A 22,588-nucleotide genomic window follows, 5' to 3' on the forward strand; every position below is an offset into this window, starting at 1 on the left:
AGGACACCGGCCAGTGCACCCAGACCATCGGCGTGCAGCCCAACTCCTCGTACACACTGAGTGCCTACGTCCAGGGCACTTACGTCTACCTCGGAGCCACGGGCACCGGCATCACCGGTGCCTCGTCCACCTGGACGCCGGGCAACCCGTCGTACGGTCAGCTCACCGTCGGCTCCACCACGGGCCCGAGCACCACCTCGGTGACGGTCTATCTGCACGGCTGGTACGGGCAGCCCGCGTACTACGCGGACGACGTCTCGCTCACCGGCCCCGGTGGCACCGACCCCACGCCGACCGCGACCCCTCCGACGACCGCTCCTCCGACGACCGCTCCTCCGACCACGGCGCCGCCCACCACCGCTCCTCCGACCACGGCGCCGCCGACCACCACCCCGCCGGGGGACACCTGCCCCACGAAACCCAAGCCGCCGGGCAAGGTGCTCCAGGGATACTGGGAGAACTGGGACGGCGCCTCGAACGGTGTCCACCCCGGCATGGGCTGGGTGCCCATCACGGACACCCGGATCGCCGCGCACGGCTACAACGTCATCAACGCCGCCTTCCCGGTGATCCTCTCGGACGGCACCGTCCTGTGGCAGGACGGCATGGACGCCAACGTCAAGGTCTCGACCCCCGCGGAGATGTGCCAGGCCAAGGCGGCCGGGGGGACCATCCTGATGTCGATCGGCGGCGCCGCCGCGGGCATCGACCTGAGCTCCAGCACGGTCGCCGACCGGTTCGTGGCGACCGTCGTACCGATCCTGAAGAAGTACAACTTCGACGGGATCGACATCGACATCGAGACCGGCCTGTCCGGCAGCGGCAACATCAACACGCTGTCCCCCTCCCAGGCCAACCTGATACGCATCATCGACGGCGTGCTGGCCCAGATGCCCGCGGGCTTCGGCCTGACCATGGCCCCCGAGACCGCGTACGTCACCGGCGGAAGCGTCACCTACGGGTCGATCTGGGGCTCGTACCTGCCGATCATCAAGAAGTACGCCGACAACGGCCGGCTGTGGTGGCTGAACATGCAGTACTACAACGGCAGCATGTACGGCTGCTCCGGCGATTCCTATCAGGCCGGAACCGTCCAGGGGTTCACCGCCCAGACCACCTGCCTGAACAACGGCCTGACCATCCAGGGCACCACCGTCAAGGTGCCCTACGACAAGCAGGTGCCCGGCCTTCCGGCCCAACCCGGCGCGGGCGGCGGCTACATGACGCCGAGCCTGGTCAGCCAGTCATGGAACGCCTTCGGCGGTTCGCTGAAGGGGCTCATGACGTGGTCGGTCAACTGGGACGGCTCGAAGGGCTGGACCTTCGCGGACAACGTCCGCTCCCTCCAGGGCCGTTGACCGCCCGCCTGCCGCAGTCCCGCCGCGGATCCTGAGCTGATACGAAAGAGAGGGCGAGGTCCCGCCCGGTCGAAGGACCGGGCGGGACCTCGCTGCTCCCAGGCGTCGACACGCCGCAACGGACTGACGAGGCTCAGAGCAAGGCGACCGGTCACCCTGAGTGAACGATGGGGCCATCGGCGCGTTGCGATGAGTTTGCGGGCGCCCGCGGGTCTATCTCTTGACGGAGACAACCGACTCAGCGGGAGCAAGCCATGGGCCTCATCCACATCGAGCTGTTCGCGACCCTCGACCTCGTCGGGCAGGCGCCCGGCGGCCCCGACGAGGACCCGGTGGGGTTCCCGTTCGGCGGCTGGCAGGCACCCCTGCTGGACGAGGTGACCGGGGCGCAGATCGGTGCCGCGTACGAAGGGACCGACGCCCTGCTGCTCGGTCGGCGGACCTACGACATCTTCGCCGCCTACTGGCCTCATCAGCACGGCGGCGAGGACAACGAGATCGCCACGCTCTTCAACAGCGTCCCGAAGTACGTGGCCTCCCGCGGCCGGCCCGACCTCTCGTGGGCGGGGTCCACGCAGCTCGGCCCCGATCTGGCCGCCGCGGTGCGCGAGCTCCGTGACCGGCACGAGCACGTGAAGGTCGTGGGGAGCCTGGACCTGGTGCAGACCCTCCTGCGCGAGAAGCTCTTCGACCGCCTCGACCTCTGGCTGCACCCGATCGTCCTCGGCGTCGGGAAGAAGCTCTTCGACGGCGGCGAGGTACCCACCAACCTCACCCTCCTCGAACCGCCGGCAGCGGGACAGAAGGGCACCGTGTACCTGCGCTACGGGCTTGCCGACGGCACCCCCGCCACGGGAGACATGAGCGCTCCCGACCGCGGTGCCGGAAACGGCCACTGAACGTTTCGGAGTCCGGCGTCCTGCGGATGTCGAGAACGTGGTACCGGCTCCGTCCCAGGGACATGCGCAGCCGCCACCGGCCGCACGAGGAAGAAGGAGGAATCGGCATGGCCATTCAGCGGATGGACAACGTCGGCATCGTCGTCGAGGACATGGACGCCGCCATCGCGTTCTTCGTGGAACTCGGAATGGAGCTGGAGGGCAGGGCGACGGTCGAGGGCCCCGTAGCCGACCAGTGCACCGGACTCGACGGCGTCCGCTGTGACATCGCGATGCTCCGGACCCCGGACGGTCACAGCCGGCTCGAACTGGCGAAGTACCGCAGCCCCGCGGCGATCAGCGCCGGGCCGCGCGACCGGCCGCACAACGTCCTGGGCACGCACCGCGTCATGTTCGCCGTCGACGACATCGAGGACACCGTTGCCCGCCTGGGCCCCCACGGCGCCGGGCTCCTCGGAGAGATCGCCCGGTTCGAGGACAGCTATCTGCTCTGCTACGTCCGCGGCCCGGAGGGCATCATCGTCGGACTCGCCGAGCAACTGCGCCGAGACGGAGGAACCGACGCGTCCGAGAGCTGACCGGGGGCGACTTCGGCCGCACGAACCGTAAACCCGGATACGACTTCGGTCGCACGGAGACATGTCGCGGTTACGACTCCGGTCGTACGCGAGGACGACCCTGGAGGGACGTGGCAGCGCGTCCCCCGCGCCGAGGATGGCCGGGTGACCGACATCATCACGGGACTGCAACTGTCCCCGCTGGAAATCCTCGTCCTGCTGGGCGCCGTCGCGCTGGTGGCGGCGCGCTGGCTTCCCCCCGCCGTCCGCCCACCCGTCACGACCGCGGCGGCATGCGGTTTCGTGCTGTCCGCGATCGTGCTGGGCGTGGTGGGCATCCGCTGGCAGATGCTGCCGGTCCTGCTGGGCGCCGCCCTCGTGTTGCCGTTCGCCGTCGCTCCTCTGATGCGACGACGCACAGGCCGACCGGCGAGGCGGGCCCGATGGTGGGTGGCCTTGCCGGGGTCGCTGGCCTGCTTCGTCCTGACCGCCACGGGCCCGGCGGCCGCCTGGGCGTTTCCCGTACCCGTGTTCCCCGAGCCGACGGGCCACTTCGCGGTCGGCACCCACGTCATGCAGTGGACCGACACGGACCGCCCCGAGACCGCCACTCCCGAACCCGACGACCGGCGCACGGTCGTGGTCCAGCTCTGGTACCCCGCACAGAAGAGCCCCGCAGGCGCGCGGCGGGCCACCTATCTCGGTCGCACGGAGCAGGAGGCGCGCATCGTGTCCGGCGCCCTCGCGGACTATGCCGGTTTCCCCGGTTTCCTGATCGACGGCCCCCCGCGGGCCCACACCCACGCGGTCGTCGACGCCCCGGCGGCCCCCGACGGCGCACGTTTCCCGGTCGTCCTGTTCTCTCCCGGACTGGGGGGCGTGCGCACACAGAACACCGCCTGGGCGGAGGAACTGGCCAGCAACGGCTACGTGGTCGCCGCCCTCGACCACCCCTACGACTCGGCCGCGGTCGTCCTCACCGACGGCCGAACGATCGAAACCCAGATCGCCTCCACCGGCGACGACGACGAAGACGACAAACGGGCCACCGAGACGACGAGGATCCGCGCCGCGGACCTCAGCTTCGTCCTCACTCAGCTGGGCCGTCTGGACCGGGGCGAGATCGACGGTCCGCTGACCGGCCGTCTGGACACCGACCGGGCCGCGGTGACCGGCCACTCCCTGGGTGGCGGCGCCGCCCTCCAAGCGGCCCGCCAGGACCGCCGGTTCGCCGCCGTCATCGATCTGGACGGCTACCCTCGCGACCCCGAGCGGCTCCCCTTCCCCCAGCCGGCACTCGCGCTCACCCAGGACATCGGCGCCGAGACCGACCCGCGCTACATACCCCGCCTCACCGAGGTCCTCGAGCTCAGCACGGCGACGAGCTACCGGCTCACCCTCCCCGGCGCCGCACACCTCAGCTTCATGGACGCCCCCCTCTATCTGCCGCCCGTGCCCTCGATCGTCGGCTCCCTGGGCCGCACCGAGAGCCCGCGCGTCGTCGCCGCCACCACCCTCGCCTTTCTGGACACCACCCTGCGGCGCGAACCCGGTGACCTTGACGGCGTTCTGTCGGCCTACGGCGACCTCAGCGTCTACCGCCCGGGCGACAGCCACTGATCAGCCGCGCCACGGCAGCCCCCCTCCCGGGCCCGGGTTTCCCCGGTACACAGGGGGGCTGGCCCCACCCTCGGCCGACCCGCTGCCCGGATGGTCCGGCGGATCCGGAAGAACGAGGCTGAACGCGTACAGATCCACCAGGCAAAAGAGGGAAATCTCTGTGTTCAGCTTCAAACCGCTGCACCGCCGTACCGCCCGCGCGGCCGCCGTCGGCGCTCTCGCCGCCGCTACCTGCGCCACCGTCATGGCCGGCAGCGCCGGAGCCATCGTCAACGGGTCGGACTCCACCGAGCGCTACCCGTTCATGGCGTCCATTCCGATGTCGGCCCCGACAGCCGGCGTGCTCGACGGGAACTGCGGGGCATCGCTGATCGACGAGCAGTGGGTGCTCACGGCGGCCCACTGCGTGCAGGGCGAAGGCCTCGAGCTGGAGGGCATCGTGCGCCTCGGCAGCGAACACCGCACGTCAGGCGGCACCGTCCGGAAGATCGACCAGGCCTTCGTCCACCCCGGCTATGTGAACGGTGACAACAAGGCCCCCAACAAGGACGACATCGCCCTGGTCCGCCTTGACCGCCCGGTCGCCGGGAAGCCCATCAAGATTGCCAAGCAGCCGGGGAATCCCGGCACGCCGACCAGGCTCCTGGGCTTCGGTACCACGTCCGACACCGAGTTCGCGTTCCCGGACCGGCTGCAGGAGCTGAACACCCGTCGGGGCGCCGAGTCCGAGTGCGCTCCGGGTTACGCGGGCCGGACCCGACTGTGCACGATCACCACCGTGCCCGGAGCCATGGCGTGCTTCGGGGACTCCGGGGGACCCCAGGTCCAGAAGGGCCGGAACGGCCGTTGGGAGCTGATCGGCGTGACCTCGGGCCCCGGGGCCCCGGACGTGCCGTGCTCGCAGGGCCCTGGCCTCTACACCAGCGCGCCCGCCTACGCGGGCTGGATCGAAAAGACCATGAAGACCAACAGCGGTCGATGACCGCGTAGGGTCCCTCGCCGAGACCGGCGCGAACGACCCCCCAAGACCCCCCGAGGCGGCCCCTGGACAGGGGCCGCCTCGCGGGCGGCGGGACAGTCGCCGTCGCCGTCGCTGTCACAGTGGCCGGTCCCGGAGATCTGCGGCGGGACCGTACTCCGGCAGGGCGATGGCCCCGGCCTTGGCGAACTGTGCGGCGAGCAGGTTCCGCATCGGCCAGCGGGTCATCGAGCGCATCGAGAGGTCGCGCAGCCGGATGCCGAGCCCGCTCGAGGGCGCGTACCCGGCGGCTCCGCCGGGCGGGAGCTGCTGTGCCTGGCTCACGTACGGACGCATCACCGTGTCGTAGCGACGGAAGGCGGCACCGTGGTCTCCGTCGGCGGCGGCGATTTCACCGGCCAGGACATAGGCGCCGACCAGAGCGAGGCTCGTCCCGAGACCGGTCAGCGGGGTCGCGCAGTAGCCGGCGTCGCCGAGGAGTGCCACGCGGCCGCGCGACCAGCTGTCGAGGCGGACCTGGCCCATCGGGTCGAGGAAGAAGTCCGAGGAGGTGCGCATGGCCCGCAACAGGCGTGGGGTCTCCCAGCCGACGTCGGCGAAGCGGCGGGCTATGAGCCCTTGTTGGGCCGCTACATCGCGCCGGTCGTAGGCGAGTGGTGGAGAGCGGAAGCTGAAACCGGCCTTGATCTCGCCGGGAAGGCGGCCGGGCCGCGCCGAGACGACCAGCCCGCCGGGCGCGTTGTGCATCACATACCACCCGTCGAGCTCCAGGTCGTCGACGGCGGTGAACCAAGCCGTGTAGAGATCGATCGGACGGACGAAGTCCCGCTCGGGGCCGAAGGCCAGCGCGCGCACCACGGAGTGCGGCCCGTCCGCGCCGACGACGAGCGCGAACCGGCGCCGCGCGGCCTTCTCGAAGGTGACGGTGACCCCGTCCGCGTCCTGAACGATGCCGGTGATGGTGTCGTCGAAGAGGTACTCCGTGTCCGGCAGGGTGGCCTCGTACAGCAGACGGGCGAGGTCGCCGCGGAGGATCTCGATCTCGGAGACGATCCCCTCGCCGCCGAAGCCGTCGGCGGGCAGCCGGGCCGTGATGCGGCCCGTGGAGTCGACGAGCGCGAGGCCGCGCTGGTCCACGCTCTCCGCCCTGGCCCGCTCCATCAGGCCCATCCGTTCGATCACGGTGCGGCCGGCGCCGCGCAGATCCACGGTCTGCCCGCCCGGCCGGGGTTCCGGCGCGCGCTCCACGACCGTGACCGCGAACCCTCCCTCGCGTAGCCAGTACGCCAGCGCCGGCCCCGCGATGCCGGCGCCGCAGATGAGTACCTCATTGTTCGGCATGCCGCCAACGTACGCCGTACGCATGGGAGGGAGCAAGCGCAGAATCGCCTGCCAGCATGCCATGTCCGACCGTGCTGCACTAGTGCGGCAAGGTGGGAGGGGGCTGATGTGCGGGTATCGTCCGGCGTCCGCGGCTAGGATGGCGCCCATCCAGGTGCACTAGTGCGGAGGGGGCTCGGTGGGCGGACAGGCGGTATCGCGCTACAGCCAGATCGTCACGGAGTTGCGGCGACGGATCGAGACGGGCGAACTGGCCCCGGGCGACCGCGTGCCCTCGACCCGTGAGATCACCCGGCACTGGGGCGTCGCGATGGCCACCGCGACCAAGGCGCTCTCCGAACTGCGCCGCGAGGGCGTGGTCCGCGCCGTCCCGGGCGTCGGGACGGTCGTGGCGGCACCGGGCCGCCCGGTACGGGCCGCCCGGCCCGCTGCCGCCGCCCGGCCCGCCGGCGCGTCCGAGGCGTCTTCGGCCCCGACGGCGCTCACGCTCGAACGGATCGTCGGTGCGGCCGTCGCGGTCGCCGACACGGAGGGACTGGCCGCGGTCTCGATGCGTCGGCTGGCCGCCGAGCTCGGAGTGGCGACGATGTCGCTGTACCGGCACGTGGCCGACAAGGACGACCTGCTGATGCGCATGATGGACAGCGTCATGGCGCAGAGCCCGCTGCCCGCAGACCCGCCGGACCACTGGCGGGAGGCGATCGAACTGGCGGCCCGGCAGCTCTGGGACCTCTTCCGCCGCCACCCCTGGCTCGCACCTGCCCTGTCGGTCACACGACCCCAGATGCTCCCCTCGGCACTGCCGTACAGCGAGTGGATGCTCACGACCCTGCACGCGCACGGATTCGACCTGCACTCCGCCTTCACGGCGCACCTCACGCTGCTCAATTACGCCCGTGGCATCGCCTTCAACGTGGAGACCGAGCGCGAGGCCGAGGCGGCCAGCGGCCTCGACAGCGAAGAGTGGATGGACACCCAGGAGCCCGTGCTCCTGGCGATCCTGGACACCGGCCGGTTCCCCGCGCTCTCGTGCCTCGCCGAGGCCGGTTACGATCTCGACCTCGACGCCCTCTTCGAGTTCGGGCTCCAACGTCTCCTCGACGGCCTCGCCTCGGCTCAGGGCCGCCCGTGACGGAGGCTCACTCCTCCACGGGGCGGTCGGCCGCTCCGGCAGTTGCCACGGCCGGATCCGGAGCCGCCCGACGGGTCAGTACGCGGCCGCGGAGCCGCTCACGGGGTGTTCCCCAGGTCGTTCAGCTCCGACCGGCCGGGGCGTTCATGCCCTGCACGCGCAGGGCCTGGGCGAGGTCCTCCTTCGCGGGGTAGCGCCGGTAGAGGCTGCCCATGCCCATGCCGGCGTGGCGGGCGATCTCCGAGACGGGTGCGTTCCACCCGTGCTCGGCGAAGACCTCGCGCGCCGCGCGCAGAACCCGCTCGTCGTTGCGGTCGGCTCCCGCCCCGCCGCCGAGCATGGCGGCGGTGAGACGGAATCCGGAGGCTGTGCGTTCCCTGGGCATCGCCTCGCGGACCAGGTCCAGGGGGAGCGAGGCCTTGGAGGCTCCCTGTACGGCGCGCATCGCGATGAGGAAGCCGATGTCCGGGGAGGCGGCGGCCGCCAGGCTTCGGGGCGGGCCGAAACGCCGGGTAGCTGAGCTGGGCGCAAGCTCCTCGTCGTCGAGCTCGCCAGGGCGCCCCGCCCGCCCTCGTCCCGCGCGCCGATCCGCCCGTCCCTCACCTGCGGAGACAAAGACAGAGGGTGACGAACGCCAGTGATTTTTCCATATGTTCGCGAATTTGTTGCACAATCGATACATTCGTATCCATGCCCGGACCTGAATTCGGGACGACTTCGGAGAACACTGTCGGCCGTTGCGATCCAGCAGCCACATCCGAGAAAGCAGGACCTTCCCCAGGTATCCGATCGACCGACAGTCCATCCACACGCGGAGGTATTACGATGTCCGTCTGCAGGAACGACTCCCATAAGGCCCGAGAGGCTCTCCGAGTTGTCCGACGCATCACCGGATTCCGTCCCCCTCGCCTTCTTCTGCTCCTCTGCCTGCTGGCGGTGAGCACCCTGGCCGGACCGGTGTCACCGGCCGAAGCGGCCACGTCGTACGGCGCCAAAGCCGTGGCCACGGCCGCTTCCAAGAAAGGCGCCCCTTATGCGCGCGGCGCGACGGGGCCGAAAAGGTTCGATTGCTCGGGATTGACGCTGTACTCCTTCCGGAAGGCCGGCAAGCGTCTTCCCCGCACCGCCGAGCAGCAGTACGAGTACACCGCACACGTTTCTCGCGACAAACGCGCATTGGGTGATCTGGTGTTCTTCCCGCAGGGGTCGACCGTGGAACACGTGGGCATTTACGCAGGCCACGACAGAATCTGGCACGCCCCCCGTCCGGGAACCCGCGTGAGGCTGGAACGCATTTGGAGCAATAACGTCCGCTACGGGCGCGCCCGTTGACGGCGCACCCACCGGTGGGTACGTGCCGGAGCGGGGACAGCGATCAGCGGCGGCCCCCTGCCGAACGCGCCTCACGCCTCCGATCCGAATGTTGCGACTCCATCGGTGCGTCGTCCGGCTGAGGCCGGTCGGTCACGTCACCAGCGACGGGGTTCATGCCGCCCCACCTCCGCCGTACGCACCGAGGGCACCCGCCGGGCCCGCACGGCCCGGCGGAGCGGTGTCCGGGGCTGCCCAGCGAGCGGCTGGGCAGCCCCGGGCGGCTGGACTCACCTGTGCGCGGGAGTCCCCAGCCGCACGTGCGGGATCCGCGTCAGCTGTGGTCGCTGCCGTAGTAGGTGCCGATCTGGTTGCGGTAGGCGGCGTCGCCGCGGTGCTTGTCCTTCTCGTACTCGGGAGCGTTCTTGATCTGCTCCTTGGTGCGGTTGACGAAGATCTTCTCCTCCTTCGTGTCGACGCGCACGATGGTGCCGGCGGGCAGGAGGACTTCCTTGCCGAAGATCCAGGGGCCTGTGTCGACGACGACGTAGGAGGAGCCGACCTCCTCGGTGTCCTCGTCGACCTTGCCGATGTGGCCGTCGACCGCCTCGACCTTGTAGCCGGTCAGGCGGGTTCCGGGCGAGTACTGCGACTCGGAGGTGTAGCTCCACATGTCCGTCACGCGCGTGTCTCGTCTCTGTCGTTGGAATACGGGCCATGACGCGAGGACGCGTCACCCCTTCGTTGCGAACAGATCGATTCCTGCCCCTAGGAGCGCCCGAACTGCGAGATCTGCGCAGGAGCCACCCGCACGGACCACATCGTCTCGTCCCGGTACGGCCGACGTGCGACCGCCATGTGGGCTCCCTATCATGAAGGGTGGTTGCAGGAGACCCAGGTGAAGCGGGCGCATCAAGGTAGACCCTCCCGACCTCTCGAACGGGAGAAGGAGAAGACCATGGCCCTGACGTCCGGCAAGCACACGACGCACCTCGGGAAGCGGTGGTTCGTTCGGACCGTTCCTGCGGCCCTGCTCGCTTCCGGTGCCGTGCTGCTGACGAACGGTTCCCTCGCGGGCCGGGCGCACGAGCACGTCCCCGCGGCGGCCGTGGTCCCGGCCGCGATGACGGTCCCGTCCCCGGCCGATGACAAGCAGCTCGCCCTGGACACGCTCGACGAGGTGGTGCGGGGCGACTTCACCGCCGTCTCGAACCGTTTCGACGAGACGCTGCGCCACCAAGCGTCCCCGGAGCTCCTCGCGCGGTCATGGCAGGACTACCAGAAGGAGTTCGGGTCCTACCGGGCACACGAAGACCCCCAGCAGGTCGCATCCGTCCAGGGAACCGTGGTCAACGTGCCCCTGCGGATGGCGAAGAAGAGCGGAGAATTCCGCGTCACCTTCAACGACGACCGGCAGCTCACGGGTCTGTACTTCCTGCGCACCGGCATACCGGTCCGGTAACTCCCCTCGTTGCGCACGAGGAGTGATCAAGCGGGTCGGCGGCGGCGAGAACAGGGCGCGGTCAACCGTGATCCCGCCGCCGGACCCCCGGACGGCGACCCGGAACCCCGTCGCCCGCACCCGGCCACCCCCGGCGCGAAGGCCGTTCCGCCGTGGGTGGCCGCGCAGCCGCACGCGTCGGCCCCGTCGCCACCCTCCGCCAGGAGGTCGCTGCGGCGAGCGCGTGGCCTCTGCGGGGCTCCGGGCTTCGCCGGCCCGGGCTCGGAGGGGCCCCTCGTGGTCAGTGGCCGAGGGCGTTCTTGAGCTGTTGCTTGCTCATGTTCGACCTGCCCTCGATGCCGCGCTGCTTCGCCTCCTGGTACAGGTCGTCCTTGGTGCGTTCGGACGAGCTGCCGCCGCTACGGGACCTCTCGCCGCCGCGTTGCGAAGCGGACTTGCCCTGGGTGGAGCTGCGGCTCGCGGTCTTGCTCTCGCCCGAACGCGCGCGTTCCTTGTTCACCGTTCGGGAGGCCATCTCCTTCGCACGGCCCTCCGACATGCCGCGCTCCTCACCCGACTCCTTGATGTGCTCGTACTGACGCTCGCGCTTGGGGCTGGATCCTCGGGGCATGACAAACCCTTTCCTCGACGGTGTGGTGTCAACGCCATGGTGCGCGTACCCCGGTCGCGTCGCATCTCACGCGGTGCGGATCGGGATCCCTCGGCAACGGGGGAGGCCCTGGCGTCCGTTGCCGCACAAGGGAGGGCGCCTCCTCCTGACCGACGGAACATGTACGGGCGCGTTAGGCCGCCGGGCACGATCCGTAGGCCGGGTAGGCCCGGAAGGGCGGCAAGGTTCAGCTGGCCGGAATAGGGACCAGGTACGGCCCGGGGAGAGCGTTCAGCCGTCGGACCCTGAGCCAGGCTCGGCCATACCGCGGTGAGCCCGCGCCTTGACGCTGTCGGGCAGGACGCGGTTCGCCAGGCCCTGTGCCCTGGTCTTCAAGGATCCGGCGACGACCTTGTCCTTCCCGGCCATCATGGCGTCGAAGCCCTGCGCGGCCACCTGGGCAGGATCGTCCTTGTCCGCCTGGCCCACCTTGGTGTCCAGCATGTCGGCCCGCTCGAAGAACTCGGTCTCGGTCGGACCGGGCATCAACGAGGTGACCGTCACGCCGGTGTCCTTCAGCTCGTTCTGCAGCGCCTGCGAGAAGGACTGGAGGAACGACTTGCTCGCGTTGTACACGGCCTGGAAGGAGCCGGGCATGGTGGACGCGATCGACGACGTGATGAGCAGCCGCCCCTCCCCGTCCTCCACCATCCGGGGCAGCAGCCGCTTCGCCAGATGGACCGTGGACGTGATGTTCAGGTCGATGATCTCCAACTCGTCAGCAAGATCGGTCTCCAGGAAGGCGCCGCCTTGCCCGACGCCGGCGTTCAGTGCGGCAGCCGCTACCGGCCGCCGTGTGTCCGTGATGGCACGGTGGAGCTTCTCCACACCCTCCCTCGTGGTCAGGTCGGTCTGGACGGCCTCCACGCGGGTGCCCTGTGCGATCAGCGCTTCGGCAGCCGAGGACAGGGCGTCGTCCTCCGCCGCGATGATCAGGTCGAAGCCGTGCTCGGCGAACTGTCTGGCCAGCTCGTACCCGATGCCGCTCGATGCGCCGGTGACGACTGCCAGCGGGTTGATGGTCTTCATGAAGGGCGCCTACCCGTGTCCGACCGTCCTACCGTCCACCGCCCTCCGTCTGTCGGATCCCGGCGGCCGGCCCCCGGGGCCGTGGCCCGCCTCGGCGAGACGGCCCTGTGAACCTTCCGTAGGTGGCCACGCCGAAACTGGGTATCCGCACCGCGTACACGAGTGAAGGCCGGACACGAGTGAGAGGCCGAGCCGCCAGGCGGGGCCGGTCGACGCGGCGGCCGCTGCGGCCTCTCCCGGACGGGACCATGGAGGCAGTGGTGAGCACGACGAGCATCCGGGCCGGGCGACGCACCGTCGAGATCTCACGGCCTGAAAAGCTGCTGTTCCCCGCGGACGGGATCACCAAGGCGGACCTCGTGGCGTACTACCGTGCCGTGGCGGCACGGATGCTGCCCCATCTGCGGGGGCGTCCCCTGATGCTGGAGCGCCACCCGGACGGCATTGACGGGCCGGCGTTCATGCAGAAGGAAGCGCCGGACCATTTCCCGGACTGGATCGAGCGTGCCGAGCTGCCGAAGGAAGGGGGCACCGTCACCCACGTCCTGTGCGACGACACGGCCACCTTGATCTATCTGGCCAATCAAGGGTGCATCACTGCGCACCGTTGGCTCTCCAAGGCGGACCGGCCCGACCACCCCGACCGCCTGGTCTTCGATCTCGACCCGGTCGACCAGGACTTCGCACCGGTTCGGCAAGCCGCCCATCGGCTCCACGAGCTGCTGGAAGAGCTGGCACTGCCCTCCCTGCCCATGACCACCGGCTCGCGCGGCCTCCACGTCGTCGTCCCCCTGGACCGCAAGGCCCCCTTCGAGGAGGTGCGCGCATTCGCCCGTGCCGTCGCGGAGGAGCTCGCGTCGCGTCACCCCGACCAGCTGACGACCGCCCCCCGCAAGGAGGCACGCAAGGGGCGGCTCTACTTGGACGTGCAGCGCAACGGGTACGCCCAGACGTCCGTCGTGCCCTACGCCGTCCGTGCGAGGGCCGGCGCCCCGGTGGCCGCACCCGTGGCGTGGGACGAACTCGACGATCCGGCTCTCGACGCACGCCGATGGACCCTCACCATGGTGGAAGAGCTCGTGGAGCGGGACCCGTGGAGCGACGCACCCCGTGGCAGGTCCCTCACGGTGGCCCGCCGCCGACTCGCCGGCAGCTGACGCTCCCTTCATCCGGAGCGGGACCGGCCGTCGGACCGTCGGACGACGCTCGCTGCTTCGTCGCGGTCCTCATCGCGTTCCTTGCCGCTCATCGGGAGGAGCGCCCCTTCCTCCGCAGGGCGTCCGGCTTGTGCACCGCGGACCGGCCCGACGCGTCGCTCTCCACCTCGTACTGCGGCTGCTCGCCCGAGGCGTCGACGGTGCGCCCCGCGGCCCGGGTCCGTCTCGTGACCTTCTTCTTCACCTTGCCGGTCACCGTGTGACCGTGGCTCTTCCACGTGACTTCATCACCACTGTTCAGGTCGTCCTTGCCCGCCATGGCCCTTCCCTTCCGCTCTCCGGCCGCAAGCGATCGGCGGCCGGCCGGTCCGGTTCTCCGTACGCGTCCAGGGTCGAATACGTCCGCAGCTCGCGCACCGGGAGGACGGCTGCGGCTCCTGCACCCCGGCGCCGCACTCCGGCCCGCAAGGGTGAACGTGGGGGCGCGGCCGGGTGGTGGCGGGTGGGCCCCAGTGTGTCCGGGACGACACCGGGTACCCGCATGCCATGTTTCCCTTCAGCGACAGCACGCTCGCTCTTCTGGCCGGTGGCTACGCCTGGCTGCCCAATCGGATGCGCAGGACGACGAACAGCACGGTCAGGACCCGTCTGCTAGGCCGGCCCGCCATCGCCCTTCGCGGCCCGGAGGCCGTGGAGTTCTTCTACGACGAACGCCACGTCCTGCGCACGGCCGCACTCCCCGACCCCGTCCTCGACACCCTCTTCGGGCAGGGCGCCGTCCACACGCTCGACGGCGACGCGCACTGGGTCCGCAAAGCCATGTTCATGGCCCTCCTCAAGGACGAGGCGGGCGTCGTCGCGCTCCGTGCCCTCGTCGTCCGTCGGTGGCGGGAGGCCGCAGCCGACTGGAAAGGGGACGGGGCGGTCCTCTTCGACGAGGCCGCCCTGGTCCTCGCCGGGGCCGTCTGCGAGTGGGCCGGTCTCCGGCTTTCCGCCGCCGAGACCGCAGGCCTCGCCCGAGACTGCACGGACATGGTCGACGGATTCGCCACGCCGGGCACCCGGCACCTCCGTGCCCGCCGCGCCCGTGCCCGGCAGGAGCAGTCCCTCGCGGCTCTGATCACGGCCGTGCGTGAGCGACCGGAGTCCGCCGCCGAGCCTTCCGCCCTGCGGACCGTGGCCTGGCACCGCGACGCGGACGGCGGCCTCCTGGACCCCCGTACCGGTGCGGTGGAACTGCTCAACATCATCCGGCCCACTGTCGCCATCACCTGGTTCGTGACCTTCGCCGCCCACGCCCTGCACCGATGGCCCCAGCACCGTGACCTCCTGCGCGTGGACCCCGACGGGGCCCACGCCCTGGCGTTCGCGCACGAGGTCCGGCGCTTCTACCCCTTCGCGCCGTTCGTCGGGGGCCTGGCGGCCGACGACCTGACCTGGCGGGGCGAAGACGTCCCGAAGGGAACGCTCGTCCTTCTCGACCTGTACGGGCAGAATCACGACCCCGCCTTGTGGGAAGCCCCTTACCGTTTCGACCCCGGCCGGTTCCGCGGTGCGGCCGGCCTCCCCGACAACCTCGTACCCCAGGGCGGCGGCGACCCCGCGCGGGGCCACCGTTGCCCGGGGGAGGACATCACCGTGACGGTCCTCGCCGCCCTCGCCACCGAACTGGCCCGACTCGACTACGACGTTCCCGACCAGGACCTGACCATTCCCCTGTCCCGCGTGCCGACCGCTCCCCGCAGCGGCTTCTCGCTCAGCTGCCGGTGACGCACACCCGCCCGGAGAGTGCGGCGGGCGGCGGCCCACTTCGCGGAACGGTTCCCCACTCGTCTGGCGGACGACCGACGCGCGGGCCGGCTCGCCTCACGCCCCCGCCACCGGGCCCGCTGTGCCGTGTCACCCCCCGGCGACCCGGGGTGCGCGACCGCCAGACCCTGGGGAGACTGGGGAGCGCCGCTGAGTCGCCGTGTCCGTCGCCCCCTCGTCGAAGGAACCATCGTGACCGAAGAGCAGTCGTCGCACTCCCCAGCCCCTCGTGAGATCCGGGTTGCGTCGGTGCCCGCCGGGCATGTGTACGTACGGCACTGCTCCGCCCACGAGCCCGACGTCGTACGACGGCTGCGAGATCCCAGACCTCTCGGTGCGCCCAGCACGTCGCAGCGCTGGTGGCCGCCGGTCATGCTGGACCCGGACTGGGTGCGGGCCCACCACGACGAATTCGACGTCTTCCACCTGCACTTCGGTTTCGACGCCCAGAGCCCCGCCCAACTGTCCGCGCTCGCGGACGCCCTCCGTCGGCACGGCAAACCGCTGGTCTACACGGTGCACGACCTCCGCAATCCCCACCAGTCCGACCCCGCCGCCCACGACGCCGCCCTCGACGTGATCGTTCCGGCGGCCGAGCACCTGGTCACCCTGACCCCCGGCGCAGCTCGTAGCATCCGCAGCCGGTGGAACCGCACGGCCACCGTGCTGCCCCACCCGCACGTCGTCGAACTGCCGCGTCTTTCCCGCCCCCGGTCGATCCGCGACCGGTTCCGCGTCGGGGTCCACGCAAAGAGCCTGCGTGCGAACATGGCCGTCCTCCCCGTCGTCCGGGTCCTCGCAGACACGGTGGCCGAACTCCGGGCCGCCGAGCTCCAGGTCAACATCCACAAGGAGGTGGCGGACCCGGCCTCCGGGGCCCACGACCCGAAGTTGCTGCGGGCGCTGGAAGAACTCGCCGACGCCGGCCGTCTCACCCTCACCGTCCACGACTACTTCGACGACCAGCAACTCTGGGACTACCTCGCCTCGCTGGACCTGTCGGTGCTGCCCTACCGCTTCGGTACCCACTCCGGATGGCTCGAGGCCTGCCACGACCTCGGCACCGCCGTCGCCGCCCCCGACTGCGGTTTCTACGCCGAACAGCGCCCGTGCCTGACCTACGGCCACAGCCAGCAGGGGGGGCTGGACGAGGAGTCGCTGCGCGACGCGGTGCTGACGGCCTACGAGGAGAGGCCTGCGCCCCGGGCGACGACGACGCACCGAACCCGGGAGCGGGCCGAACTCGCCGCCGCCCACCGCGCCTTGTACGCGAGCGCTCTTCAGTGAGCGGTCTGAGGATCGCCCTCATCGCCTCCGCGCGCTTTCCGATCACGGAGCCGTTCGCCGGAGGACTGGAGGCACACACCTGGGGTCTCGCGCACGCACTGCACCATCGTGGTCACCACGTCGCTCTCTTCGCCGCGCCCGGATCCGATCCCGCGCTCGGGGCGCGGGAGCTGCCCGTGCGCACGGCAGTACTGAGCGCCGAAGCCCGTTCGGACGGCAGCATGCCCGGCCGCACCTGGATGCAGGAGCACCACGCGTACCTCGGCCTGATGCTGGACCTGGCGCGGGACGGCGAGCACCGGTTCGACATCGTGCACAACAACAGCCTGCACTACCTTCCTGTCGCGATGGCGTCGGCCCTGCGCGTGCCGGTCGTCACCACCCTCCACACCCCGCCGACCCCGTGGCTGGAGTCCGCCATCCAGACCCACGACGCCTGTCCGGTGACGTTCACGGCCGTCAGCGAGTTCACGGCCTCGGCGTGGAAGGCCACCGTGCCCGCCGCCCGGGTCGTGCGCAACGGGATCGACACCGGCTTCTGGAAGCCGGGTCCGGGTGGAGACGGCCTGGTGTGGTCCGGTCGTCTGGTTCCCGAGAAGGGGCCCCATCTGGCGATCGAGGCCGCCCGGCGCGCCGGAGTACCTCTGAAACTGGCGGGACCGGTGGCCGACCGGGCCTACTACGAGGAACGGATCGAGCCCTTGCTGGGCGAGGGCGCGCGGTACGTCGGCCATCTGGACCGGCGGGGACTCGCCGAGCTGCTGGGCGCGGCCGGAGCCGCGCTCGTGACGCCCTGCTGGGACGAACCGTACGGGCTGGTGGTGGCCGAGGCGCTGGCCTGCGGCACGCCGGTGTGCGGATTCGACCGGGGCGCCCTCGCGGAGATCCTCACCCCCGACTGCGGCTTGCTGGCGCCCGCCGGGGACGTGGAGGCACTGGCGCGGCTCATCCCGCGGACCATGGGACTCGACCGACGGGCCGCCCGCCGGCGGGCGGAGCGGTTCTGCTCGCTCGACCGCACGGCTGACGCCTACACCGCCTTGTACCAGGAGGTCATGAGGTGATCGGTTACTACGTCCACCACCAGGGTCGCGGCCACCTGCATCGTGCCGTGGCCGTCGCCGCGCACATCCGGGAGCCGGTCACCGTCCTGTCCTCACTGCCCCGTCCCGCCCAGTGGGACACGCCGTGGATCGTCCTGCCCCCGGACTCCGTCGACGCGCCTGACGACCCCACGGCTCGGGGGCGGCTGCACTGGGTGCCGCTCCGCCATGCGGGCCACCGCGAGCGGATGGGGCGCATCGCCGAATGGATCCGCCGGACTGAGCCCCGGCTGTTCGTCAGCGACGTATCGGTCGAGGCCGCCACGCTGGCCCGTCTCATGGGGACCCCCGTCGTCGTCGCCGCCATGCGCGGCGACCGGAGCGACGAAGCACACCGTCTCGCCTACGACCTCGCGGACGCCCTCCTCGCCCCCTGGCCTCGGTCCTGCCCCGAACCGGGCTGGCCGCCGCAGTGGAAGGCGAAGACCCTGCACACCGGGAGCATCTCCCGCTACGACGGACGTCCCCGGCACGCCCGCGGCAGCGGCCGGGACGCCTCCCGCCGGGAAGTGGCGGTGCTGCTGGGCGGCGGCGGCACGGACCTCAGCAGCACACAGCTCAGGGAAGCGGCCCGGGCCACCCCGGGCTGGACCTGGACCGTTCTGGGCGGGCCCGGAGCCGACTGGGTCGAGGACCCCTGGCCGGTGCTGTGCCGAGCGGACGTGGTCGTCACCCACGCGGGACAGAACGCGGTCGCGGAGTGCGCCGCCGCCCGTGTCCCCACCGTCGTCATCCCCCAGAACCGGCCCCATGGGGAGCAGCACGCCACCGCCCGGGCGCTGCGAACGGCCGGTCTGGCCACCGTACGGGACGCGTGGCCCGAGCCGCGTGCGTGGGCCGGGCTGCTGGCGGAAGCCGCGGCCCGGCAGGACCGTTGGGAGCTCTGGTCTCCCGGCGACGGCGCCCGGCAGGCCGCGCGCTTGCTGACCGGGCTGGCCGGCGGCACGAGAGAGCGGATCGCGTGCGCACCGCGGTGATCTCCCTCGCTGCGGGCAGGCATCCACACCTGCTCATGCAACAGGACGGCCTGGCCGCAAGCGCCCGCGCACCCGACCACTACGTGATCGTGTCCATGGCCGACCCCGCGATCGAAGGCCTCACCGCACGGCGGAAACCCTCAGCGGACGTCATCACCCTCCCCCTGAAGGACGGGCGCCTGCCCCTGGCGGCCGCCCGCAACGCCGGCGCCGCGCGAGCCCTCGCCGCCGACGCGGAGCTGCTGGTCTTCCTCGACGTGGACTGCATCCCCGGCCCCACCCTTCTGGACGGCTACGCACGTGCCGCCCAGCAGGACGTCCTGTTGTGCGGCACGGTCGCCTACCTGCCGCCCCGGCCTCCTGGCGGCTACGTCCTCGAGGGACTGGCGGAGCTGGCTCCGCCGCACCCCGCCCGCCCGGCACCCGCCGACGGCGAAGTCCTGCGCGGGGGGGACCCCCGGCTCTTCTGGTCGCTGTCGTTCGCGCTCACGGCCGGCACCTGGAACCGCCTCGGAGGCTTCTGCGAGGCGTACACCGGCTACGGGGGCGAGGACACCGACTTCGCCGCTACCGCGGCCCAGTGCGGAGTGGACCTCTGGTGGGTGGGCGGGGCCCCCGCCTACCACCAGCACCATCCGACGGAGCACCCCCCGGTCCGGCACCTCGACGACATCCTCCGCAACGGCGCGCTCTACAAAGAGCGGTGGGGCAAGTGGCCGATGCAGGGGTGGTTGCGTGCGTTCGAGGCACGGGGGCTGGTCCAGTACGTTCGCGCCACCGACACCTGGCGCAAAGGCTGAAGCACCCTGCCGGGCGCGTCCCGCGCGTCCCGCGCGCCCCGCGCGTCGCTCCGGGTTCCGCCTCCGTGGCCGGCCCGCCCCGCTCCGGGCCGTTCACGGGGTCCGTCCGGCGTCGGGTCCTTCAGAGGCAGCCCCGGATTGGTCGACGACGTCGCGTTTGCCCTCCTTGCCGGGGTCCCAGGCCGCGATCTCGGGATGGTGGAGGTCGAAGGCGGGTGATTCCGAGCGGACGCGGGGAAGGGTGACGAAGTTGTGCCGCGGGGGCGGACAGGAGGTCGCCCATTCCAGGGACCGGCCGAAGCCCCACGGGTCGTCGACGGCTACGCGGGGCGCGTACTGAGCCGTCTTCCACACGTTGTAGAAGAAGGGAAGGGTCGAGGCGCCGAGGAGGAACGCGCCGACCGAGGAGACGGTGTTCAGGCCCGTGAAGCCGTCGGCGGCGAGGTAGTCGGCGTAGCGCCGGGGCATGCCTTCGGCGCCCAGCCAGTGCTGGACCAGGAAAGTCACGTGGAAGCCGATGAACAGGGTCCAGAAGTGGATCTTGCCGAGGCGTTCGTCCAGCATCTTGCCGGTCATCTTCGGCCACCAGAAGTAGAAGCCGGCGAACATGGCGAAGACGACCGTTCCGAAGACGACGTAGTGGAAGTGGGCCACGACGAAGTACGAGTCCGTGACGTGGAAGTCCATCGGGGGCGAGGCCAGGACGATTCCGGTCAGCCCCCCGAAGAGGAAGGTGACCAGGAAGCCGATGGCCCAGAGCATCGGGGTCTCGAACGAGATGGAGCCCTTCCACAGGGTGCCGATCCAGTTGAAGAACTTCACGCCCGTGGGCACCGCGATCAGGAACGTCATGAAGGAGAAGAACGGCAGCAGGACGGCGCCGGTGGCGAACATGTGGTGGGCCCACACGGTCACCGAGAGGCCCGCGATCGCGATGGTCGCGCCGACCAGGCCGAGGTAGCCGAAGATCGGCTTGCGGGAGAACACCGGGAAGATCTCGGTGACGATCCCGAAGAACGGCAGCGCGATGATGTAGACCTCCGGGTGGCCGAAGAACCAGAACAGGTGCTGCCACAGGAGGGAGCCGCCGTTCCTCGGGTCGAAGACGTGGGCGCCGAACTTGCGGTCCGCCTCCAGCACGAGCAGGGCCGCGGCGAGGACGGGGAACGCGAACAGCACCAGCACCGACGTCAGCAGGATGTTCCAGGTGAAGATCGGCATCCGGAACATCGTCATGCCCGGCATGCGCAAGCAGATGATGGTGGTGACGAAGTTGACCGAACCGAGGATCGTCCCGAAACCCGACAGCGCCAGCCCCATGATCCACATGTCTCCGCCGACGGACGGGGTGCGTGCCGAGCCGCTCAGGGGCGTGTAGGCGGTCCAGCCGAAGTCCGCGGCGCCGTCCGGGGTCAGCAAGCTGCCCACGACGATCAGGCCCCCGCAGAGGAACAGCCAGAACGACAGCATGTTCAGCCGGGGGAACGCCACGTCCGGTGCGCCGATCTGGAGGGGCATGATCGCGTTGGCGAACCCGGCGAAGGTCGGCGTCGCGAAGAACAGAAGCATGATCGTGCCGTGCAGGGTGAAGATCTGGTTGTACTGCTCGTTGGAGACGATCTGCATCCCCGGCCGGGCCAGCTCGGCCCGGAGCAGCAGCGCCAGTACCCCGCCGACGACGAAGAACCCGAACGACGCGATCAGGTACAGGTGCCCGATCCTCTTGTGGTCCGTCGTCGTCAGCCAGGACACGACGACCTTCCCGGGCGTACGCCCCGACTTCGGTGCGGGAGCGATCGCGTCGGACGTCGTCACCATGGCAGTCCCCCTACGCAACGGACGAGTGCGGCGGCGTGCGGGTCCTCGCGGACCGGACCCCACACGCTCCTCTGTGTCTATCGCGAACGGCACCGCCCTCGCCGCTGACCCGCGGGCTCGTACAGGTGAAGAACAGCTACGGCCGCCGCGTCGCCGTGGTCTTCCGCCGGCCGCTCCGCCCTTTTGACGCTGCCCCACGCGAGTGAGGGGAGCCACCCCGTCGGCTGTCCCAGGAGGTCGGCTCGCTTCTCGGCCCGGAGGATGGGCCACAACATCCCCTGGTGCAAGGAGTTCTCTCCGATGCTGGAGCGCAAGCAGCTCAAGGATCGCTCGCAGGTCACCTTCGTCCTGCCCGCCGACGTCCCGCCCGGCCCGGTCAGTGTCGTCGGCGACTTCAACGACTGGCAGCCCGGAACCCACGCCCTGAAGCCGCGCGGCGACGGCACGCGTGCGGTCAGCGTGGCCCTGCCCGGCAAGAGCGTTCACTCCTTCCGCTACCTCGCCGCCGGCGACTACTGGTTCGACGAGGACCATGCGGACGACCACGACGGCACCAACAGCCGTCTGCACACCTGAGTACGGGGACGGGCAGGGCAGGGCCCACCCGGCCCGCCGCGTCCGCTCCGGCCACTGAGTACGCCCCTACCCGACCCCAGCCAAGGAGATTGTCCTGATGACGACGGCTCGCGAGATCATGACGGAGGGCGCTGAGTGCATCGGCGCCCAGGAGACGGTCCTTGAGGCCGCGAAGAAGATGACCCGGCTGGACGTCGGCGCGCTGCCCATCTGCGGCGAGGACGACAAGCTCAAAGGCATGCTCACCGATCGCGACATCGTCGTGAAGGTCCTCGGTGCCGGGAGGGCCCCGGGCGACGTCACGGCCGGGGAACTGGCGCAGGGCGAGGCCGTCACCATCGGCGCCGACGACGACGCCGCCGAGATCCTGCGCACCATGAGCGAGCACCAGGTACGGCGTCTGCCCGTCATCGACGGCCACCGTCTCGTCGGCATCGTCGCCCAGGCCGACGTCGCCCGCGCCCTGTCCGACCCCGAGGTCGCCGATCTCCTCCAGGCCCTCTCGGTCGACTGACCACACGCGCCCTACGACCGGTGTCCGTCCGGAAGCGGCCCTTCCCCGGGCACGCGTCGTCAGGGCCCGGCCGGAGCGGGACGCACCTCCTGGGCCGCCCCGCTCCGGCACCCCCGTCTCCGGAGCGAGACTTTCGCACCGGACGGGACGACAGCGCCCCCCCCCGCAGGCGCTCCCGGCGAGCGGCCGAGCGGCGATCGCCGCTAGGCC

23 protein-coding genes are annotated in these 22,588 nt (G+C 70.8%); 16 read left to right on the forward strand and 7 right to left on the reverse strand.

From position 1 onward, the window contains the following. The first annotated feature begins 32 nt into the window (after positions 1–32). The 5 genes from ABZY44_RS03475 (at position 33) to ABZY44_RS03495 (ending at position 5,416) form a co-directional block, all read left to right on the forward strand. Positions 33–1,358 (forward strand): chitinase, encoded by a 1,326-nt coding sequence (locus ABZY44_RS03475; protein ID WP_356649886.1) that lies wholly within the window; start codon positions 33–35, stop codon positions 1,356–1,358. A 254-nt stretch (positions 1,359–1,612) separates the two neighbouring features. Further along, on the forward strand, positions 1,613–2,257 hold the full coding sequence (locus tag ABZY44_RS03480) for a dihydrofolate reductase family protein (protein WP_356649887.1): 645 nt from the start codon (positions 1,613–1,615) through the stop codon (positions 2,255–2,257). A 107-nt stretch (positions 2,258–2,364) separates the two neighbouring features. After that, entirely contained in the window at positions 2,365–2,835 is a 471-nt protein-coding gene (locus tag ABZY44_RS03485; protein ID WP_356649888.1) for a VOC family protein, read from the forward strand. Between the two features lie 144 nt (positions 2,836–2,979). Then, a complete protein-coding gene (locus ABZY44_RS03490) occupies positions 2,980–4,434 on the forward strand; it encodes a hypothetical protein (RefSeq protein WP_356649889.1) in 1,455 nt (484 codons plus the stop codon). 160 nt (positions 4,435–4,594) lie between these two features. After that, complete coding sequence (locus ABZY44_RS03495) at positions 4,595–5,416, forward strand: serine protease (RefSeq protein WP_356649890.1); 822 nt, start codon at positions 4,595–4,597, stop codon at positions 5,414–5,416. 114 nt (positions 5,417–5,530) lie between these two features. On the opposite strand, the gene ABZY44_RS03500 is transcribed toward ABZY44_RS03495, so the two are convergent. Further along, entirely contained in the window at positions 5,531–6,754 is a 1,224-nt protein-coding gene (locus tag ABZY44_RS03500) for an FAD-dependent monooxygenase (RefSeq protein ID WP_356649891.1), read from the reverse strand. A 178-nt stretch (positions 6,755–6,932) separates the two neighbouring features. Here ABZY44_RS03500 and ABZY44_RS03505 point away from each other — a divergent pair, with 178 nt between their 5' ends. Next, entirely contained in the window at positions 6,933–7,886 is a 954-nt protein-coding gene (locus ABZY44_RS03505) for a TetR/AcrR family transcriptional regulator C-terminal domain-containing protein (RefSeq protein WP_356649892.1), read from the forward strand. A gap of 121 nt (positions 7,887–8,007) precedes the next feature. Here the strand turns inward: ABZY44_RS03505 and ABZY44_RS03510 are convergent, their stop codons facing one another. Further along, positions 8,008–8,331 (reverse strand): helix-turn-helix domain-containing protein, encoded by a 324-nt coding sequence (locus ABZY44_RS03510; RefSeq protein WP_356649893.1) that lies wholly within the window; start codon positions 8,329–8,331, stop codon positions 8,008–8,010. 491 nt (positions 8,332–8,822) lie between these two features. Here ABZY44_RS03510 and ABZY44_RS03515 point away from each other — a divergent pair, with 491 nt between their 5' ends. After that, positions 8,823–9,218: a C40 family peptidase gene (locus ABZY44_RS03515; protein WP_356649894.1), complete on the forward strand. Its 396-nt coding sequence runs from the start codon at positions 8,823–8,825 to the stop codon at positions 9,216–9,218. A gap of 313 nt (positions 9,219–9,531) precedes the next feature. On the opposite strand, the gene ABZY44_RS03520 is transcribed toward ABZY44_RS03515, so the two are convergent. Continuing rightward, the gene (locus ABZY44_RS03520; RefSeq protein ID WP_356649915.1) at positions 9,532–9,870 is read right to left on the reverse strand and encodes a PRC-barrel domain-containing protein; all 339 of its coding nucleotides are present in this window, start codon (positions 9,868–9,870) and stop codon (positions 9,532–9,534) included. A gap of 285 nt (positions 9,871–10,155) precedes the next feature. On the opposite strand from ABZY44_RS03520, the gene ABZY44_RS03525 reads away from it, so the two are divergent. Then, positions 10,156–10,659, forward strand: a complete 504-nt coding sequence (locus ABZY44_RS03525; protein ID WP_356649895.1) for a DUF3887 domain-containing protein — start codon at positions 10,156–10,158, stop codon at positions 10,657–10,659. A gap of 280 nt (positions 10,660–10,939) precedes the next feature. Here the strand turns inward: ABZY44_RS03525 and ABZY44_RS03530 are convergent, their stop codons facing one another. Together ABZY44_RS03530 and ABZY44_RS03535 are read right to left on the reverse strand one after the other, a co-directional pair. Then, a complete protein-coding gene (locus tag ABZY44_RS03530) occupies positions 10,940–11,269 on the reverse strand; it encodes a plasmid stabilization protein (RefSeq protein WP_356649896.1) in 330 nt (109 codons plus the stop codon). 270 nt (positions 11,270–11,539) lie between these two features. Further along, a complete protein-coding gene (locus tag ABZY44_RS03535; protein WP_356649897.1) occupies positions 11,540–12,337 on the reverse strand; it encodes an SDR family NAD(P)-dependent oxidoreductase in 798 nt (265 codons plus the stop codon). A gap of 248 nt (positions 12,338–12,585) precedes the next feature. On the opposite strand from ABZY44_RS03535, the gene ligD reads away from it, so the two are divergent. After that, on the forward strand, positions 12,586–13,494 hold the full coding sequence (gene ligD, locus ABZY44_RS03540) for a non-homologous end-joining DNA ligase (protein WP_356649898.1): 909 nt from the start codon (positions 12,586–12,588) through the stop codon (positions 13,492–13,494). Positions 13,495–13,582: 88 nt separating this feature from the next. On the opposite strand, the gene ABZY44_RS03545 is transcribed toward ligD, so the two are convergent. Next, positions 13,583–13,813 carry a DUF2945 domain-containing protein gene (locus ABZY44_RS03545; protein WP_356649899.1) on the reverse strand — a complete coding sequence of 77 codons (231 nt, stop codon included), beginning with the start codon at positions 13,811–13,813 and terminating at the stop codon, positions 13,583–13,585. A gap of 227 nt (positions 13,814–14,040) precedes the next feature. Between ABZY44_RS03545 and ABZY44_RS03550 the strand changes: the two genes are divergently transcribed. From ABZY44_RS03550 to ABZY44_RS03570, 5 genes are all read left to right on the forward strand, one after another. Beyond that, entirely contained in the window at positions 14,041–15,264 is a 1,224-nt protein-coding gene (locus ABZY44_RS03550; RefSeq protein WP_356649900.1) for a cytochrome P450, read from the forward strand. A 231-nt stretch (positions 15,265–15,495) separates the two neighbouring features. After that, a complete protein-coding gene (locus ABZY44_RS03555; RefSeq protein WP_356649901.1) occupies positions 15,496–16,590 on the forward strand; it encodes a glycosyltransferase family 1 protein in 1,095 nt (364 codons plus the stop codon). Further along, positions 16,587–17,654 carry a glycosyltransferase gene (locus ABZY44_RS03560; RefSeq protein WP_356649902.1) on the forward strand — a complete coding sequence of 356 codons (1,068 nt, stop codon included), beginning with the start codon at positions 16,587–16,589 and terminating at the stop codon, positions 17,652–17,654. The genes ABZY44_RS03555 and ABZY44_RS03560 overlap by 4 nt, the downstream gene beginning before the upstream one ends. Beyond that, positions 17,651–18,670, forward strand: a complete 1,020-nt coding sequence (locus tag ABZY44_RS03565) for a glycosyltransferase (protein WP_356649903.1) — start codon at positions 17,651–17,653, stop codon at positions 18,668–18,670. Before ABZY44_RS03560 ends, ABZY44_RS03565 begins: the two co-directional genes overlap by 4 nt. Beyond that, entirely contained in the window at positions 18,655–19,470 is an 816-nt protein-coding gene (locus ABZY44_RS03570; RefSeq protein WP_356649904.1) for a galactosyltransferase-related protein, read from the forward strand. The genes ABZY44_RS03565 and ABZY44_RS03570 overlap by 16 nt, the downstream gene beginning before the upstream one ends. Positions 19,471–19,563: 93 nt before the next feature. Here the strand turns inward: ABZY44_RS03570 and ctaD are convergent, their stop codons facing one another. Continuing rightward, positions 19,564–21,288, reverse strand: a complete 1,725-nt coding sequence (gene ctaD / locus ABZY44_RS03575) for a cytochrome c oxidase subunit I (protein WP_356649905.1) — start codon at positions 21,286–21,288, stop codon at positions 19,564–19,566. A gap of 300 nt (positions 21,289–21,588) precedes the next feature. Here ctaD and ABZY44_RS03580 point away from each other — a divergent pair, with 300 nt between their 5' ends. Together ABZY44_RS03580 and ABZY44_RS03585 are read left to right on the forward strand one after the other, a co-directional pair. Continuing rightward, the gene (locus ABZY44_RS03580) at positions 21,589–21,864 is read left to right on the forward strand and encodes an isoamylase early set domain-containing protein (RefSeq protein WP_356649906.1); all 276 of its coding nucleotides are present in this window, start codon (positions 21,589–21,591) and stop codon (positions 21,862–21,864) included. 97 nt (positions 21,865–21,961) lie between these two features. After that, positions 21,962–22,378 carry a CBS domain-containing protein gene (locus tag ABZY44_RS03585; protein WP_356649907.1) on the forward strand — a complete coding sequence of 139 codons (417 nt, stop codon included), beginning with the start codon at positions 21,962–21,964 and terminating at the stop codon, positions 22,376–22,378. The last annotated feature ends 210 nt before the right edge of the window (positions 22,379–22,588 follow it).

Origin of the sequence: Streptomyces sp. NPDC006544 (assembly GCF_040611715.1) — a bacterium.
Lineage (GTDB): Bacteria > Actinomycetota > Actinomycetes > Streptomycetales > Streptomycetaceae > Streptomyces.

What these genes read in the sequence shown, in the direction of transcription:
- ABZY44_RS03480 (WP_356649887.1), top strand. Translation starts at nt 1,613, where the DNA reads ATGGGCCTCATCCACATCGAGCTGTTCGCGACCCTCGACCTCGTCGGG.
- ABZY44_RS03485 (WP_356649888.1), top strand. Translation starts at nt 2,365, where the DNA reads ATGGCCATTCAGCGGATGGACAACGTCGGCATCGTCGTCGAGGACATG.
- ABZY44_RS03500 (WP_356649891.1), bottom strand. Translation starts at nt 6,754, where the DNA reads ATGCCGAACAATGAGGTACTCATCTGCGGCGCCGGCATCGCGGGGCCG.
- ABZY44_RS03510 (WP_356649893.1), bottom strand. Translation starts at nt 8,331, where the DNA reads ATGCGCGCCGTACAGGGAGCCTCCAAGGCCTCGCTCCCCCTGGACCTG.
- ABZY44_RS03520 (WP_356649915.1), bottom strand. Translation starts at nt 9,870, where the DNA reads ATGTGGAGCTACACCTCCGAGTCGCAGTACTCGCCCGGAACCCGCCTG.
- ABZY44_RS03525 (WP_356649895.1), top strand. Translation starts at nt 10,156, where the DNA reads ATGGCCCTGACGTCCGGCAAGCACACGACGCACCTCGGGAAGCGGTGG.
- ABZY44_RS03530 (WP_356649896.1), bottom strand. Translation starts at nt 11,269, where the DNA reads ATGCCCCGAGGATCCAGCCCCAAGCGCGAGCGTCAGTACGAGCACATC.
- ABZY44_RS03535 (WP_356649897.1), bottom strand. Translation starts at nt 12,337, where the DNA reads ATGAAGACCATCAACCCGCTGGCAGTCGTCACCGGCGCATCGAGCGGC.
- ligD (WP_356649898.1), top strand. Translation starts at nt 12,586, where the DNA reads ATGGAGGCAGTGGTGAGCACGACGAGCATCCGGGCCGGGCGACGCACC.
- ABZY44_RS03545 (WP_356649899.1), bottom strand. Translation starts at nt 13,813, where the DNA reads ATGGCGGGCAAGGACGACCTGAACAGTGGTGATGAAGTCACGTGGAAG.
- ABZY44_RS03550 (WP_356649900.1), top strand. Translation starts at nt 14,041, where the DNA reads ATGTTTCCCTTCAGCGACAGCACGCTCGCTCTTCTGGCCGGTGGCTAC.
- ctaD (WP_356649905.1), bottom strand. Translation starts at nt 21,288, where the DNA reads ATGGTGACGACGTCCGACGCGATCGCTCCCGCACCGAAGTCGGGGCGT.
- ABZY44_RS03580 (WP_356649906.1), top strand. Translation starts at nt 21,589, where the DNA reads ATGCTGGAGCGCAAGCAGCTCAAGGATCGCTCGCAGGTCACCTTCGTC.
- ABZY44_RS03585 (WP_356649907.1), top strand. Translation starts at nt 21,962, where the DNA reads ATGACGACGGCTCGCGAGATCATGACGGAGGGCGCTGAGTGCATCGGC.